Annotated in this window: 19 protein-coding genes; 12 read left to right on the forward strand and 7 right to left on the reverse strand. The window is 49.5% G+C overall.

Translation table 11 applies throughout. The annotated features are described in order from the left end of the window. Positions 1 to 34 precede the first annotated feature (34 nt). Positions 35 to 1,282: a hydroxymethylglutaryl-CoA synthase family protein gene (locus tag AC1RRX_RS11195; protein ID WP_007409381.1), complete on the forward strand. Its 1,248-nt coding sequence runs from the start codon at positions 35 to 37 to the stop codon at positions 1,280 to 1,282. Between the two features lie 59 nt (positions 1,283 to 1,341). Then, positions 1,342 to 2,088, forward strand: coding sequence for a polyketide synthase (locus AC1RRX_RS11200; RefSeq protein ID WP_144464510.1), 747 nt, complete (start codon positions 1,342 to 1,344; stop codon positions 2,086 to 2,088). Positions 2,089 to 2,124: 36 nt separating this feature from the next. Here the strand turns inward: AC1RRX_RS11200 and proC are convergent, their stop codons facing one another. Then, positions 2,125 to 2,964: a pyrroline-5-carboxylate reductase gene (gene proC, locus AC1RRX_RS11205; RefSeq protein ID WP_144464508.1), complete on the reverse strand. Its 840-nt coding sequence runs from the start codon at positions 2,962 to 2,964 to the stop codon at positions 2,125 to 2,127. A 396-nt stretch (positions 2,965 to 3,360) separates the two neighbouring features. Between proC and AC1RRX_RS11210 the strand changes: the two genes are divergently transcribed. The 5 genes from AC1RRX_RS11210 to AC1RRX_RS11230 all read left to right on the forward strand — a co-directional run bounded on the left by AC1RRX_RS11210 (position 3,361) and on the right by AC1RRX_RS11230 (position 7,917). Further along, the gene (locus AC1RRX_RS11210; protein WP_015417764.1) at positions 3,361 to 4,320 is read left to right on the forward strand and encodes an MBL fold metallo-hydrolase; all 960 of its coding nucleotides are present in this window, start codon (positions 3,361 to 3,363) and stop codon (positions 4,318 to 4,320) included. 5 nt (positions 4,321 to 4,325) lie between these two features. Next, positions 4,326 to 5,102, forward strand: coding sequence for an SDR family NAD(P)-dependent oxidoreductase (locus AC1RRX_RS11215; RefSeq protein WP_039063282.1), 777 nt, complete (start codon positions 4,326 to 4,328; stop codon positions 5,100 to 5,102). 16 nt (positions 5,103 to 5,118) lie between these two features. Then, entirely contained in the window at positions 5,119 to 6,468 is a 1,350-nt protein-coding gene (dsdA, locus tag AC1RRX_RS11220; protein WP_144464506.1) for a D-serine ammonia-lyase, read from the forward strand. Positions 6,469 to 6,543: 75 nt separating this feature from the next. Continuing rightward, entirely contained in the window at positions 6,544 to 7,503 is a 960-nt protein-coding gene (gene coaA, locus AC1RRX_RS11225) for a type I pantothenate kinase (RefSeq protein WP_003153290.1), read from the forward strand. A gap of 24 nt (positions 7,504 to 7,527) precedes the next feature. Then, positions 7,528 to 7,917 (forward strand): VOC family protein, encoded by a 390-nt coding sequence (locus AC1RRX_RS11230; protein ID WP_029973629.1) that lies wholly within the window; start codon positions 7,528 to 7,530, stop codon positions 7,915 to 7,917. A 1-nt stretch (position 7,918) separates the two neighbouring features. Here the strand turns inward: AC1RRX_RS11230 and AC1RRX_RS11235 are convergent, their stop codons facing one another. From AC1RRX_RS11235 to AC1RRX_RS11255, 5 genes are all read right to left on the reverse strand, one after another. Beyond that, a complete protein-coding gene (locus AC1RRX_RS11235) occupies positions 7,919 to 8,086 on the reverse strand; it encodes a DUF4083 family protein (RefSeq protein WP_007409388.1) in 168 nt (55 codons plus the stop codon). 80 nt (positions 8,087 to 8,166) lie between these two features. Continuing rightward, entirely contained in the window at positions 8,167 to 9,249 is a 1,083-nt protein-coding gene (locus AC1RRX_RS11240) for an AI-2E family transporter (RefSeq protein WP_020956036.1), read from the reverse strand. A 73-nt stretch (positions 9,250 to 9,322) separates the two neighbouring features. Continuing rightward, positions 9,323 to 9,529 carry a YqzH family protein gene (locus tag AC1RRX_RS11245; RefSeq protein ID WP_003153294.1) on the reverse strand — a complete coding sequence of 69 codons (207 nt, stop codon included), beginning with the start codon at positions 9,527 to 9,529 and terminating at the stop codon, positions 9,323 to 9,325. A gap of 99 nt (positions 9,530 to 9,628) precedes the next feature. Continuing rightward, a complete protein-coding gene (locus tag AC1RRX_RS11250; protein ID WP_144464504.1) occupies positions 9,629 to 9,973 on the reverse strand; it encodes a YolD-like family protein in 345 nt (114 codons plus the stop codon). A gap of 15 nt (positions 9,974 to 9,988) precedes the next feature. After that, a complete protein-coding gene (locus AC1RRX_RS11255) occupies positions 9,989 to 11,215 on the reverse strand; it encodes a DNA polymerase IV (protein WP_015417758.1) in 1,227 nt (408 codons plus the stop codon). 215 nt (positions 11,216 to 11,430) lie between these two features. Here AC1RRX_RS11255 and AC1RRX_RS11260 point away from each other — a divergent pair, with 215 nt between their 5' ends. From AC1RRX_RS11260 to AC1RRX_RS11280, 5 genes are all read left to right on the forward strand, one after another. Next, positions 11,431 to 11,901 (forward strand): GNAT family N-acetyltransferase, encoded by a 471-nt coding sequence (locus tag AC1RRX_RS11260; protein WP_007409392.1) that lies wholly within the window; start codon positions 11,431 to 11,433, stop codon positions 11,899 to 11,901. A gap of 12 nt (positions 11,902 to 11,913) precedes the next feature. After that, the gene (locus AC1RRX_RS11265; RefSeq protein ID WP_047935917.1) at positions 11,914 to 12,258 is read left to right on the forward strand and encodes an antibiotic biosynthesis monooxygenase family protein; all 345 of its coding nucleotides are present in this window, start codon (positions 11,914 to 11,916) and stop codon (positions 12,256 to 12,258) included. Further along, positions 12,255 to 13,205, forward strand: a complete 951-nt coding sequence (locus tag AC1RRX_RS11270) for a GNAT family N-acetyltransferase (RefSeq protein ID WP_144464502.1) — start codon at positions 12,255 to 12,257, stop codon at positions 13,203 to 13,205. The genes AC1RRX_RS11265 and AC1RRX_RS11270 overlap by 4 nt, the downstream gene beginning before the upstream one ends. Positions 13,206 to 13,295: 90 nt before the next feature. Then, positions 13,296 to 13,658 (forward strand): iron-sulfur cluster biosynthesis family protein, encoded by a 363-nt coding sequence (locus tag AC1RRX_RS11275; protein ID WP_014305346.1) that lies wholly within the window; start codon positions 13,296 to 13,298, stop codon positions 13,656 to 13,658. Next, positions 13,633 to 13,872: a DUF2552 family protein gene (locus tag AC1RRX_RS11280; RefSeq protein WP_003153307.1), complete on the forward strand. Its 240-nt coding sequence runs from the start codon at positions 13,633 to 13,635 to the stop codon at positions 13,870 to 13,872. The genes AC1RRX_RS11275 and AC1RRX_RS11280 overlap by 26 nt, the downstream gene beginning before the upstream one ends. A 39-nt stretch (positions 13,873 to 13,911) precedes the next feature. Here AC1RRX_RS11280 and AC1RRX_RS11285 read toward each other — a convergent pair whose 3' ends face one another. Continuing rightward, positions 13,912 to 14,826, reverse strand: coding sequence for an alpha/beta hydrolase (locus tag AC1RRX_RS11285; RefSeq protein WP_023357006.1), 915 nt, complete (start codon positions 14,824 to 14,826; stop codon positions 13,912 to 13,914). Positions 14,827 to 14,937 lie beyond the last annotated feature (111 nt).

Genomic DNA, 14,937 nt, shown 5'->3' on the forward strand with positions numbered 1-14,937 from the left:
ACAGGAAGCCTCTTTACTCTGGGGGCTTGGAGAAATGAATGTAGGAATCGAAGCAATGAACGTGTTTGGCGGAACCGCGTATGTAGACGTCATGGAGCTTGCGGAACATCGGAACTTGGATAAAAAAAGGTTTGAGAACCTGCTGATGAAAGAAAAAGTGGTGGCGCTTCCGTTTGAAGATCCGATTACGTTCGCCGTAAATGCCGCAAAACCGATTATCGACTCTCTGTCAGAAGAGGAACGGAATCAGATTGAAATGGTCATCACCTGTACGGAATCCGGGATTGATTTTGGCAAATCCATCAGTACATACGTCCATGATTATTTGCAGCTGAAGCGGAATTGCCGGTTATTTGAGGTGAAACAGGCTTGCTATTCTTTAACGGCCGGGTTTCAAATGGGCGTGAATTTCATCTTATCGCAAACATCGCCGGGAGCGAAAGCGCTCATCATCGGAACGGATATTTCCCGCTTTTTAGTGGCTGAAGGCGGTGACGCGTTGACGGAGGAATGGTCCTATGCCGAACCGAGTGCGGGGGCGGGAGCTGTGGCGCTTTTAGTCAGCAGCACCCCTCATGTCTTTTTGCTTGATCAAGGCGCAAGCGGGTATTACGGGTATGAAGTCATGGATACGTGCCGCCCGATTCCGGATAGTGAAGCGGGGGATGCTGATCTGTCGCTCATGTCTTATTTGGACTGCTGTGAAAAATCATTTCAGGAATACCGAAAGCGTGTGAGCGGGGCGGATTATAAGAATACATTTCAATACCTTTCTTTTCATACTCCGTTTGGCGGAATGGTAAAAGGAGCGCATCGGACGATGATGAGAAAATTGGCAAAGGCTAAGCCGCAAGACATTGAAGCGGATTTTCAGCAACGCGTGCTGCCTGGGATTCAATACTGTCAGCGCGTCGGCAACATCATGGGGGCCACCGTATTTTTATCTCTTGCCAGCACGATTGATAACGGCTCTTTTGAAACGCCGAAACGCGTCGGCTGTTTTTCATACGGTTCGGGCTGCTGCTCTGAATTTTACAGCGGTGTCGTTATGCCGCAAAGCCGTACGCGGCAGAATCAATTTCAGATCAGCCGGCATTTGGATGAACGCGTCCGTTTATCGATGGCTGATTATGACCGGCTGCTCCAAGACAGCGGCATCGTAAAATTCGGCACAAGAAATGCCGCGCCCGCAGCAGACATCCCGAATGCGCATCAAGGAAAAACGCGATTGGTGCTGACTGAAATAAAAGAGTTTCACAGAAAGTATGAATGGACGACCTAGTGTCAGAAACACTCAGAGCCGGAAAGGCTTGAGTATTTTTAAAGAAACGGAGAATAAACATGAATCCAATGATTGATGTACAGGAAAAAGAACCTGGCATTGTGCAGGTCACAATGCAGGATACGGCCGGGAAAAACGGGCTGTCAGAAGAGTTTGTCAGAGAGCTGCACCGGGTATTCCGAGACATCAATGCCCATCCGTCCTATAAAACCGTCCTTCTGACGGGTTACGGAAATTATTTCTGCACGGGAGGAACGCAGGAGGGGCTTTTGACCATTCAGAGCGGAAAGCTTCAATTTACAGATTTAAAGCTTCACAGTCTTTTATTGGATTGCAGGATTCCCGTGATTTCCGTCATGCAGGGGCATGCGATCGGAGCCGGCTTTACGATCGGTCTGAGCGCGGATTTCGTGATTTTAAGCAGAGAGAGTTTTTATTCTTGTAATTATATGAAGTACGGATTTACACCGGGAATGGGCGCGACGTATATTGTGCCTGAAAAACTGGGAATTGTCCTCGGGGAAGAAATGCTGTTTACTGCCGCGAATTTCAGCGGCGCCGCTCTGGAAAAACGGGGAGTTCCGTTTGAAGTGCTGTCGAAAAAAGACGTCCTTCAAAGAGGCCGCGAATTGGCCCGGCTGCTGGCGGATAAACCGAGAGCCTCACTGGTTGCGCTGAAAACCAATGTGACGGCACGGATCAAAAGAGAGCTGACAAAAGCGGTTGAGGAAGAGGTGAACATGCACGAAGCCACATTCCATCTTCCTGAAGTAAAAGAGAGAATCAGCCGCTTATACGGCAGTTAAACAGAATGAAAAAAGCATGGGAAGCCCCATGCTTTATCACTGGTCCGTCTTTTGCAGAACGGAGCCTGCGAATTGTTCTTTAATTTCGGCGCTCCGGGCTGCGGTTTCTGCGATGCAGTGCATGATGGCTTCTTCAAAGCGGCGCTCTTCTAATGCGCGAAGGCCTGCTTCAGTCGTGCCGCCCGGGCTTGTGATTTCCTTGCGCAGGCGTTCAGGCCGTTTGCTGCTTGTTCTGAGCATTTCCGTCGCCCCGGCCATTGTTTGTAAAATCAGCTCTTTTGCCGTTTCTTCCGGCAGGCCGGCTTGAAGGGCGGCCTTTTCCATTGCTTCGACATACCGGTACACATAGGCGGGACCGCTTCCGGCAATGGCTGTGACGGCGTCAAGGTGTTTTTCTTCAAAGCGCGTCGCTTCTCCGATTGTTTCCAGAAGCTCTTTTGCCGTCCGGATTTCAGCTTCACTCGCCTCGGAGCTTGCGGAAAAACCGGTCGCCGATTGCTGAATGGCCGCGGATGTATTCGGCATCGCCCGGATGATGGTGAGCTTTCTGCCGAAATATTGCTGAATCGTGTGAATCGTCAGCCCTGCGATGACAGAAATCACAAGCTGATCTTTCACGTATTCGCGAATGTTCTCAATGCTTTCTGCCGCATCTTTCGGTTTAAAGGCGAGAACGAGAATGTCGGTATTGCTGAAAAACTCTTCTTTATCCCGGCACGGTTTTACTCCGTACGTTTTTTGGAGCTCTTCAAGCCGGCTGTCATTTGACCGGTTTGTCATATATATATGTCCGGGGGCTGTCATTCCGCTTTGCAGCAGTCCGTTCACCATTGCTTCCGCCATTGCTCCGGCCCCGATAAAACCGATTTTCTTCATATAAATCCTCCTTCTTCTCAAAACACAAAAAAACCTTCCCGTCAAAAAGGACGAAAAGGTTTCGCGGTACCACCTTACATTAGCACGAATCAGCCGTGCTCAGCTCAAATCCCGTAACGAGGGGATACGTTTAGGTTTTCCTAACCGCTCTGAGGGCAGGTTCTGTAAACAAGAGGGCCGCAATGTCTTTCAGCCGGGGACATTGCTCTCTGCTGCCGTTGTTTATATACTAGTTCCTCGTCATCGCGTTCCGTGTTTTCTAGTTTGTTGTTCATTATGCTATGCGCAAGAGCGGGATGTCAATCTTTTTTTCCGATATGCGGCAATAATGACACAGTGAAAAGAAAACGCTAAAATATGATTATTCAGGAATGAAAAGAACGAAGGAGCGTAAACATGGCAGCGAGAAAGATCATTCCGATACGTGTGCCGACTCCGTTTGCAGTCGGCGACGTTATCGTTTATTTAGTAAAAGATGAAGCCTTAACCCTTATTGATTGCGGCCCGAATACAAAGGAAGCGGCTGAATCGCTCTCATTGCAGCTTAAGGAACACGGCGTTTCTGCGGCAGATATAGAACAGGTGGTGCTCACTCATCATCACGCAGATCATTCAGGTCTGCTGCACCTTTTTTCCGATGATGCGGAAGTAATAGGGCATCCGCTGAATGACAGGTACATTACTCAGGATCAGTCGTATATCGCCCGGCAGGAGGACTTTTTTCTGTCGCTTATGACTGAAATGGACGTTCCCCTGACGCCTGAAGACATACATAAAACAGTTAAGCTGTCATACTTATTTTCTGCAAACCGTCCGTTAACGAAAACAGTGAGGGAAGGCGGAAAAATTGACGGGCTTAACGGCTGGACGGTGCTCGAAATCCCGGGTCATGCCGCTTCTCACATTGCGCTCTACCATGAAAAAAGCGGTGAAATGTTCAGCGGCGATCTGCTTTTATCCAACAGCTCCACCAATCCGATTCTGGAAGCTCCGGAAAAGGGGGGCGTGCGCGCGGCCCCGATGCTCGACTACTTGAACTCAATGAAGCGGCTGTATGACGTAAACCCGTCCTTTTTATATCCGGGACACGGCGATCTGCTGACAGACGTAAAGCCTGCTTTTGACAGGCGGCTTGAAAAACAGAGAAACCGGTCGGAATATGTGCTGCGCCTGTTGTCAGAGGAAACGCTGACGGCTTTCCAGGTATGCCGGCGGCTGTTTCCGGCTGTGTATGAAAATGAATTGTTTTTAACGATGTCAGAAACGATCGGCCATCTTGACGTGCTGGCCGCCGAAGGGAAGGCTGTATCCTTTCAGTCGGGGAACACTCTGAAGTTTAAAGCTGTGAAGGGGTGAAGGAAATGGGCAGATTAACGGATAAGCGGATTTGGATCACCGGAGCATCCGGCGGACTCGGAGAACGGCTTGCATATTCCTGCGCGGCAGAAGGGGCTCATGTTTTTTTATCCGCCAGGCGGGAGGACCGCTTGCAGGAAGTGAAAAAGACGATTACCGCGCGCGGCGGACAGTGTGATGTCGTTCCGTTTGACGTCCGGCATGCAGAAGAGGCTGAAAACGTAAGGCGTTTGATCGGTCATGTTGACGTATTAATCAACAACGCCGGCTTCGGCATTTTTGAAACGGCCGCTGATTCATCTTTGGATGATATGAAGGCAATGTTTGAAGTCAACGTCTTCGGATTAATCGCCTGTACGAAGGCCTGTCTTCCTGTGATGCTTCATGCGAAAAGCGGCCATATTATCAATATCGCCTCACAGGCCGGCAAATTGGCGACGCCGAAATCAAGCCTTTATTCCGCAACGAAGCACGCCGTGTTAGGGTATTCCAATGCGCTGCGGCTTGAGCTGGCCGGTACGGGTGTAGCCGTGACAACGGTTAATCCCGGTCCGATCAAAACAGACTTCTTTACAATTGCAGATAAAGAGGGCGGTTATGTGAAAAGCGTCGGCAGATGGATGCTTGATGCCGACCATGTGGCAGAGCGCATTACATCCGTGATTCTGACGGATAAACGGGAAATGAATCTTCCGCGATGGATGAGCCTCGGGACGAAGCTGTATCAGCTTTTCCCATCGTTTACAGAAAAACTGGCCGGCCGCGCATTAAAGAAAAAGTAACAAGGGGGAAAAAGGAATGTCCGACCGGGATATACACAAGGCATTGATGGCAGAGCCTTTAGTCAGGCAAATGGCGGAGGCGCGTGAAGTATTTTGGATCAATCCGCATAAAACCGATGATCCAGTAAAGCATGGCGCTGAATGGAAAAAGGAGATTGCCGAAGCGGAAGAAAGGCTGCGCCGGTTTGCGCCTTATATCGCGTCGGCTTTTCCGGAGACGGAAGCGGAGGGAGGCCTCATTGAATCTCCGCTTGTCTTGATTAATGAAATGAAGAAGCATCTGGAACACAGCGCCGCTCAGGCTTTCCCCGGGCGTCTGCTTTTGAAATGCGACGACGAACTTCCGATTTCCAGTTCCATTAAAGCGCGCGGCGGGATTTACGAAGTGCTGAAGCATGCCGAAGATCTCGCGGTAAAAGCGGGAATGCTCTCAGCAGACGACGATTACAGCATATTGACTGAAGAACGGTTTACCGCTTTTTTCTCAAAATACTCTATAGCCGTCGGCTCTACGGGCAATTTAGGTCTGAGTATCGGCATAATCGGCGCGAAGCTCGGCTTTTGTGTGACCGTTCATATGTCCAGTGACGCAAAGCAGTGGAAAAAGGAGCTGCTCCGGGAAAAGGGGGTTCGCGTCATCGAATATGAAGCAGACTACAGTCTGGCTGTCAAAGAGGGGCGCATGCAGGCGAAGCAGGACCCTTATTGTTATTTTATTGATGATGAGCATTCCCGGGATCTGTTTTTGGGGTATGCCGTTGCGGGAAGCCGTGTGAAAAAGCAGCTCGACCAAATGAACATAAAGCCTGATGCAGATGAACCGCTTTTCGTTTATTTGCCGTGCGGGGTCGGAGGAGGCCCGGGCGGCGTCGCGCTTGCGCTAAAGCTGATCTATGGCGAGCATGTCCATATTTTTTTCGGTGAGCCGACGCATTCACCGTGTATGCTGTTAGGACTGTTTTCCGGCTTGCATGACGGAATCAGCGTGCAGGATATCGGTCTTGATAATCAAACGGCCGCCGACGGACTCGCGGTGGGAAGGCCGTCCGGACTGGCCGGCCCTCTGATGGAGCCTATAATCAGCGGCTGTTATACCGCCGATGACGGCACGCTTTTTTCGCTGCTTTATCAATTAAGGGCGGCCGAGAATAAGAGCCTTGAACCCTCTGCACTCGCCGGACTGGCCGGGGCCGTCAAGGTCGTTCAGACCGAAGCCGGAAACCGTTATATAAAAGAGCGGGGGCTTGAGATGGAAAATGCCGTGCACCTTGTGTGGAGCACCGGCGGAAGCATGGTTCCGGAGGAGGAAATGGAAGAGTACAGCCGGATCGGTTCCTCATTTTTGAAAAAAATGGGCAGACAGTGAAGCGGTTTTCCGTTACAATCTTTGTAAGCGTTTGTTTTTTTATCGGAAAGCCATACAGAGAGATTGGTGTGAATTGTGAAAAGTAAAGAATTGAACTTACATACATTGTATACGCAGCACAGTCGCGAGTCGTGGGCCGGATTCGGCGGCCATCTTTCCATTGCCGTTTCAGAGGAAGAAGCCAAGGCCGTAGAGGGGCTGAATGACTACCTGTCGGTGGAAGAAGTAGAAACGATTTACATTCCGCTTGTGCGCCTGCTCCATCTTCATGTCACGTCTGCCGCAAGACGGAATCAGCATGTCAATGTGTTTCTGAAGCATCCGCATTCAGCGAAAATCCCGTTTATCATCGGAATCGCGGGCAGCGTCGCCGTCGGCAAAAGCACGACGGCGAGAATTTTGCAAAAGCTTCTTTCCCGTCTGCCGGACAGGCCGAAGGTGAGCCTGGTGACAACCGACGGTTTCTTGTATCCGACGGCGGAATTAAAAAGGAAAAACCTTCTGTCCAGAAAGGGATTCCCGGAAAGCTACGACGTGAAAGCGCTGCTTGAGTTTCTGAACGATATAAAGTCGGGGAAAGAGAGAGTGGAGGCGCCCGTATATTCCCATCTTACGTATGACAGGGAAGAGGGCGCCGTCGAGGTTGTCGAAGGTGCGGATATCGTTATTATCGAAGGAATCAATGTCCTGCAGTCGCCGACCTTAGAGGACGACAGGGAAGATCCGCGGATTTTTGTATCGGATTTCTTTGATTTTTCGATCTATGTGGATGCCGAAGAAAGCCGGATTTTCACGTGGTATTTGGAGCGTTTCCGCCTCTTAAGAGAAACCGCTTTTCAGGATCCGGCTTCTTATTTTCATAAATTTAAGGATTTGTCTGATGCAGAAGCGGATACCATGGCCGCCTCCATTTGGGAGAGCGTCAACCGTCCGAATCTGTATGAAAATATTCTGCCGACAAAATTCAGATCGGATTTGATTTTGAGAAAAGGTGACGGCCATAAAGTTGAAGAGGTGCTGGTAAGGCGGGTGTGATGTGAGGAGGAAGCGAATATTATGATACACCATATTGAGTTGTATGTATCTGACTTGAAAGCCTCCGCCCGGTTTTGGGGATGGTTTTTAGGTGAGCTCGGTTATAGGGAATTTCAAAATTGGGACTCCGGCATCAGCTGGAAAAACGCAGGATTTTATGTTGTGCTTGTACAGACAGAGGAGCGTTTTTTAACACCGGAGTACCACAGATGCCGGGTCGGGCTGAACCATCTGGCTTTTCATGCTGCATCAAGAGAGCAGGTTGACGAGATGACAGAAAAGCTGCTTGCCAGAGGATGCCCCGTGCTTTACAGGGACCGCCATCCATATGCAGGCGGAAGCACGCATTACGCCGTATACACGGAGGACCCGGATCGGATAAAAGTGGAGCTCGTTGCGCCTGCTTCTGAATGAACTATAACTTTTCGTTTTTTTCTTCGCGCAGCGCGTCGAGTTTCTTTTCGATTCTGTCCAATTGTATGCGGCGCTTGTTCAAGCTTCTGAATACGTATATCACGGCAAACAGGAAAAATGCGGCTGCAATAAATGAAATCAATTGAAAAATGACATCACCGATGTTCATCTTTTTTACCTCCGTGTGCGGCGGGCTTCTTCAGCCCGCCGTTTTTTCATTTTGACCGATGTGAAGACATGGGGGATGAATCATTTCTCTCCTAGCTTTGTTTTTTTTCTGAGAATGAATAGTTTCTGCATGTGGCTTATGACCACTTTTGCGGCCGCATATCCCGGAATGGCCAGAAGCATCCCGGCAATTCCTGAGAATTTGCCGGCGGCAAGCAGAAGAAAAATAATGGTCAGCGGGTGAATGTCCAGCTTCCGTCCCATAATTTGCGGGGAAATCAGCTGGCTTTCAAGCTGCTGTACAATGACGACGACCGTAATCACCAGCACCGCCTCGGTCGGTGAATCGAACAATCCGACAATGACTCCGGGAAATGTGCCGATCCAAGGCCCGATAAACGGAATCAGGTTTGTCACCATGGCGAACGCGCCCAGAACGAGCGGATAATCGAGCCCGATTATAAAATAGCCGATCGTGACGAGAACGCCGACACAGAAACTGACGAGCAGCTGTCCTTGTATGTATGAACTGAGAGCTTCATCCATGTCCTGAAGGATTTGTTTTCCTTCTTTTTTATGTTTTTCCGGAAGAAGCCGCAGCAGTCGCCGGGGGGCTTTGTTTCCTTCTTTTAACATGTAATACAGCGCAAACGGAATAATGGCTGCGGTGATGGCGGCATTGGCAGCCGTACCGGCCAGGCTGCTGAGAGAATCAGCGATTGAACCGGAATAATTTGCGGCTTTGTCCGCTAATTTTTTAAAGGAATCCCCATGCTGAAGCCGGGAAAACCATTTGCTGTCCTGAAGATGCCCGATCCAATTTTCAGCTTTTGCGGAAAGCTCCGGAATATGATCTGTGAAGGCTGTAAACTGTTTTTGAACGGCAGGGCCCGCCGTATAAAGGAAGAGGACAAAAAGGCCGGCTGTTCCCGCATAAATCGCTAAAATCGCGATTCCTTCGGGCAGCTTTAATTTCGCATGCAGCACTCTGACGAGCGGGCGGCACAAATAGTAAAGGACGCCCGATAATACAATGGGCGGAAACAAGGTTTTAACCGTAATCACAACAGGCTGGAACAAAAAGTCTATTAATGTTCCGAGATAAATGATGAGAAATAACAGAAGAACGGCATAGCCGATCCTGAAATAAGGCCCGACAGGCATATCCTGCACCACGCAATCTTTAAGGGTTTACTCTCGGACATTTCCCTTATCGCCCGGTGCATAAACGTCCGTGTCAGGAAAACTGCCCCTGATTGGTGACGTAATCGTAGATAATATCTTCTACATGGGCATGGAGATCCTCATCGGGTTCTTCATTCCTTCTTTCTTCTAAAGCTTTTTTTAAACTCTGTTTTTCATAGGGGCTCAGCGGATCTGTCGACACATTCCGTCCATACTGGCGGAGGGCTTGTCCCAGCATTTTTTCTATAAATTGATCCATCATATATTCTCCTATTCTTGTCATTCATCTTTATTCTACTAAATATCATGTGATCCTCCCACTCTTCTATCATATTTTCTGTCAGGACGATTTAGGCTTTTATTCCAGTTCAGCCGAGAGAATACGATGAAACGGCAGCGTTAACGCATCTTCATCGTTTATGATTTTTAAACGCTTTTCGTCATGCCTCACTTGTTTTACCCACCCCCAAAACCGGAGGGGGCCGTGTGCGGAAGCGTAGGTGACCGAAATGGCCCTGTCTTCTTCAATTGACGCCGCAATGATGCGGTTCATGTCGTTCAGTTGCTCTTCGCTCAGTTCCGGAGGCCGGAATTCCCGTTCTTTTCGTTTTTTTGCAAGCAGCTGCTCCCGATGTTCGGGCAGCATCATCCGGCTTGATTCCCACATGACATTATACCCGGGTGTTAATTTGTTCGGATTCATGTATATCACCTCAAATTATTTGTAATGCCCGCCGATTTTTTCAGCCCGGTGAAAGGCTTGGCCGGCCTCTGTCAGTGAAGCGGCATGGAGGAGCGACGCAGGGCCGTACCGCTCATGAATATCATCCAATACTTTGCCGAGACTGATCTTTTTTTCCTGGGCATCGAACAGGCTCAGCTGAACATAATCACAAGGCTCCAGCTGGGAAAGGGAGACGCCGGCGCTGCGGACGGGCTCACCGTTCCAATGCTCTTTGAAGAGCTTGACCGCCGTTTTAAAAATATCCATTCCGAAATTAGTCGGTGACACCAGCTTTCTCTGTCTGTGAAAACCTGAAGGGAATTCAAAATCAGCGCCTCTGATGCTGACCGAAACCGTATGGCCGATGTATTGTTTGAAACGGGCGCGGCGGGCCACTTCTTCGCTTAACTCCAGCAGCACGACTTTGATATCCTCAAAGCGGCTGTAGTCTCTCGGGAGGGTCATGTTATGGCCGATCGCTTTTTGCCGGCTGTGCGTGTTGACGGTGACCGGAGAGGGATCGATGCCGCGGGCTGTCCGCTGAAGCAATTCGCCGTTAATGCCCCAGCGTTTTTTCAGCAATTCGGCGGGGTGTCCGGCAAGCCCGCCGATTGTGCTGATGCCCATCCGTCTTAAATGATGCTCCATCCGTTTTCCGATGCCGAATAATTTTCCGACCGGCAGCGGCCACAGATCCTGCCTGATATTTGACATATCCAATCTGTGGATGCCGGATGCGTTTTTTTTGGCAAAATGGTCGCAAGCCATTTTCGCGAGCGCCTTATTCGGCCCGATGCCGACACGGGCATAAATGCCGAATTCACGCATAATCGCTTGCTGAATGCTTTTGGCAATTGTAAAAGGATCACCGAACAGCCGCCTGCTTCCGGTCACGTCGAGAAACTGCTCATCGATGGAGTAGGGTTCTACAAGATCGGTATACCGTTCAAACAGTTCGGTAATCATGACGGATACATCAATATACCGCTGCATCCGCGGACGGACAATAACGGCATCGGGACATTTGGCCTGCGCTTCCCACAGCCGTTCGGCATTTTTTACGCCGTATCGTTTGGCGAGCGGACAAGCCGCAAGCACGACGCCGCTGCGTCTTTCGGGATCTCCCGAGACAATCACGGGCCGGCTTTTGAGATGAGGCGCTTCCGCTTTTTCCACAGACGCATAAAACGATTGCATATCTACAAGAAGAATATCAGCCATAAAAAAACCTCCGGGAACATTTGTTCTGTTTTTCATTGTACCCGAACAATGATCACGTTTATACTGGTAAATCATTCCCTGGCTGGAAGACGTGCTGATTCGTTTGCTTGAAAAGAAATCATTTACAATTGCAAACAACCCACATATAATTTTTTATATTCCAATGAGAAGAGCTGACATTCATTTTGCCGGACGAAAAGGAGAGTCAATCGATAATGGATATTCGAACAATTACCTCTGAAGACTATGAAATGGTTACGTCTGTTTTGAATGATTGGTGGGGCGGCAGGCAGATGAAAGACAAACTGCCGCGCTTGTTTTTTGAACATTTTCAGGACACAAGCTTTATCACGTACGGGCCGGAGGGAATGACCGGTTTTTTAATCGGTTTTCAGTCACAATCAGACCCTGAGACAGCCTACATTCATTTTTCCGGTGTGCATCCGGATTTCAGAAAAATGCAAATTGGAAAACAGCTCTACGACCGATTTATGGAGACGGTGAAGAAAAGGGGCTGCACAAAAGTCAATTGCGTGACGGCGCCTGTCAATAAAGTATCAATCGCTTATCATACAAAATTAGGCTTTGAAGCTGAAAAAGGAACCAAAACCGTAAACGGAATCCCTGTTTTTGCGAATTATGACGGTCCGGGAGAAGACCGGATTCTGTTTGTGAAATATATGTAGAGGGGGATGAATATGGGTTTTTTAGCTGACACGCCCAAACCGCCTTATTATGCGGTCATTTTTTCATCAATAAAGGGAAAATATGATGAGGAATATGAACATACGGCAGAGCGCATGATGAATTTGGCAGGCGGACAGCCAGGCTTTTTAGGCGCGGAAAGCGTTCGGGAGGAAGACGGCTGCGGCATCACGGTTTCCTACTGGGACAGCCTGGAGGCGATTAAAAGGTGGAAAGATCATACTGACCACCAGGCGGCAAAACAAAAAGGAAAAAGCGCCTGGTATGAAGCGTACGCGGTCCGCATTACGAAGACAGAGTCACAGCGGATGTTTGCGTCAAAAGGGGCGGAAGATTGATTACATTTTTACAGCATACACAAGGACAGACCGCGCGGGAAATCGCGGCGGTTCAGCGCTGCGCTTATCAAAAAGAAGCCGAGCTGATCGGCTTTTTCGGCATTCCCGCCCTGCATGAAACACCCGATGATATACAGCGGTCACGGGAGACGTTTGCCGGTTTCAAGGAAAAAGATCAGCTTGCAGGCGTCATTTCGTATGAAAAAAAGGGATATGACCTTGTCATATGCAGGCTGACGGTGCACCCGTCCGGCTTTCGAAAAGGAATCGGACGGGCGCTTATTCAATTTGTGATAGATCAAAACCGGGACGCCCAAAAAATAGAGGCGGCTACCGCCAGCCAAAACGTTCCGGCAGTCTCTCTCTATTTAAAAACAGGTTTCACAGAAGCCGGACAGATAGAGACGCCGGAAGGGCTGACCCTCTCGTTTTTTCATCTTTATCCGAAGAGGAAAGCGGAAGTTGTTCCGTACAAGCCGGAATGGAAAGAAACGTTTGAAAGAGAGAAGGCGGACTTGATCCGAATCTTCGGCCCAGCACTTCATTCTGTCAGCCACATCGGCAGCACCTCTATCCCAGGGATGGCCGCCAAACCCGTCATCGATATACTGGCGGAGGTTAAAGATATTTCGGACGCTGACCGATTCAGTCCGCAGCTGGAAGCACTCGGCTATGAGGCGAAAGGGGAAAATGGGATAGAGGGCCGGCGTTTCTTTCAAAAAGGCGGCAACAAGCGCACACACCACGTTCACATATACGAAACAGGCCATCCGGACGTGAAGCGTCATCTGCTGTTCCGGGATTACCTCACCGCAAAGCCTGAAAAAGCGGCTCAATACATGGAACTGAAACGGCACCTCGCTAAGACGTACCCATACGATATGGCAAAGTATAGTGAAGGGAAAAATGACTGGATCAAGGCGGCTGAACAAGAGGCAAAGGACTAAGGAGAGCGGGCTGCTGTAAAGAAAGCAGAAACAATGCATACAGCGGCTCGGTATGCTACAATGGCGAAAATGAAAAACGGAGGATCATCTATGCAAATACATGTGACGGATGCGGCGAAACACACACTTCAGCAGGCAATGGACGCCAACCCGGGGAAAAAAGCGCAGCTCCGCTATGACGCAGAAGGCTGCGGGTGCGCGGTGAGCGGCGTGCCGACCATCTGGCTGGCGGACGAATTAACGGGACAATGCGAAGCCATTGAAACCAACGGACTTCCGCTTTACATCCAGACCTCACAAAAAGTGTTTTTTGACGAGGAAATGACAATCGATTACAATGAAAAGGCAAAAACGCTCGTCTTAAAAAGCCCGGCAGAGATGCTGAGCCCGAGAATGAGCATATTAGTAAAGCAGGGAGAAACGGAAAGTGAATCAAAAGCTGAAAGCCATTAAACAGACGGCACAGCATAAAACGTGGGTATCCTTTCTGAACAACAACCACCCGTACAGTCTGCTGCACTGGTCCATCGGAGGGGCTGAATCCGTTCAGAAGGATGTCTGGCTGCTTCAAGATGAGATGACCTTCAAAGCGCAGGAGTTTACGACAATCGACCTCGCCATTGACTGGATCGGAGAAAATATGGACGGGATTACCGACGTTTTATGACGGGAAAGCGAAAGAACCAGCATACGTTCTTTCGCTTTTTTACGTTTGCGTCATGGTATCTAAAAAGGTTTGAACGGCTTTACGGTAGCTCTCCGGATTTTTGGTGTACGACATGGCATGCCCTCCCGATTCGGCCAGATAGAGCATCTTAGGGCCGCGTTTTCTGCGGTGCAGCAATTCGGAACAAGCGGAGGGTATATAATCATCTTCCTTACTGTGAATAAACAGCACGGGCTGCCGGATGCGGCTGATAACCGATAGAGGAGATACATCACGGATACGGTAGCCTTCTCTCATCCGCAAAAAGAAATCAGCCAAAGGCAGAAGCGGCCACGGAGGCAGCCGGAACTCCCGTTTCAGCCTGTAGGCGAGCTGATCGCGAAAGCTTGCGAACGGACAGTCCGCAATATAAAAATCAGCGCCGTTTTCATCCTGATGCCCGCCCGCGTATAATAAGGCCGTCACCGCTCCCATCGATTCCCCGTGGATGCCGATTTGACCGCCGTCTCCGGTTTTGTGTCTCACCCAATTCACGGCTTCTTCCAAATCATCTTTTTCAAAATAGCCGTAGCTCGTCGTTCTGCCGCCGCTTTTTCCGTGCCCGCGGTGGTCATATACGAGCACATTCCATCCTAAATCTAAAAATAAATCCATGTATTTCAATGAATTGAACGAATTTACGGTAACGCCGTGACAAATAATCATGGTGTTTGCCGTATGATGCGGGGCGACGTAAAAGCCTTTGATCTCATACCCGTGGCGTGACAGGATGACGGCTTCTTCTTTTTCCATGGCCTGAAAGGAATCAAATCTATCATGCCCGTCCGCCGTTTCTTTTTTCATGATATCTTCATCCGTCTTTTTCTTCATAAACATAATCAGATTCGTAAAAGCGAATCCGGCAGCCAAAAAGACTGCGCAAGCCGAGCCGAACACCGCCAGCCATTTTTTCACACAGGCACCCTCCTTTCATATGAAAAATCCTTCCTCCGGCTTTTCAGGACCGTGAACGTTGCCGGCCTCCGGCGCTCCGTGGTACACTTGCTTCACCATATTCAGATACGG

The organism is Bacillus sp. GW821-FHT11D08, from assembly GCF_058808515.1.

Coding starts and splice junctions, on each gene's coding strand:
- AC1RRX_RS11240 (WP_020956036.1), bottom strand. CDS start 9,249: ATGCCTGTCGGGCCTTATTTCAGGATCGGCTATGCCGTTCTTCTGTTA.
- dsdA (WP_144464506.1), top strand. CDS start 5,119: ATGTCCGACCGGGATATACACAAGGCATTGATGGCAGAGCCTTTAGTC.
- AC1RRX_RS11235 (WP_007409388.1), bottom strand. CDS start 8,086: ATGAACATCGGTGATGTCATTTTTCAATTGATTTCATTTATTGCAGCC.
- proC (WP_144464508.1), bottom strand. CDS start 2,964: ATGAAGAAAATCGGTTTTATCGGGGCCGGAGCAATGGCGGAAGCAATG.
- AC1RRX_RS11255 (WP_015417758.1), bottom strand. CDS start 11,215: ATGGCTGATATTCTTCTTGTAGATATGCAATCGTTTTATGCGTCTGTG.
- AC1RRX_RS11265 (WP_047935917.1), top strand. CDS start 11,914: ATGGGTTTTTTAGCTGACACGCCCAAACCGCCTTATTATGCGGTCATT.
- AC1RRX_RS11275 (WP_014305346.1), top strand. CDS start 13,296: ATGCAAATACATGTGACGGATGCGGCGAAACACACACTTCAGCAGGCA.
- AC1RRX_RS11250 (WP_144464504.1), bottom strand. CDS start 9,973: ATGAATCCGAACAAATTAACACCCGGGTATAATGTCATGTGGGAATCA.
- AC1RRX_RS11245 (WP_003153294.1), bottom strand. CDS start 9,529: ATGGATCAATTTATAGAAAAAATGCTGGGACAAGCCCTCCGCCAGTAT.
- AC1RRX_RS11200 (WP_144464510.1), top strand. CDS start 1,342: ATGAATCCAATGATTGATGTACAGGAAAAAGAACCTGGCATTGTGCAG.
- AC1RRX_RS11215 (WP_039063282.1), top strand. CDS start 4,326: ATGGGCAGATTAACGGATAAGCGGATTTGGATCACCGGAGCATCCGGC.
- AC1RRX_RS11210 (WP_015417764.1), top strand. CDS start 3,361: ATGGCAGCGAGAAAGATCATTCCGATACGTGTGCCGACTCCGTTTGCA.
- AC1RRX_RS11260 (WP_007409392.1), top strand. CDS start 11,431: ATGGATATTCGAACAATTACCTCTGAAGACTATGAAATGGTTACGTCT.
- AC1RRX_RS11195 (WP_007409381.1), top strand. CDS start 35: ATGAATGTAGGAATCGAAGCAATGAACGTGTTTGGCGGAACCGCGTAT.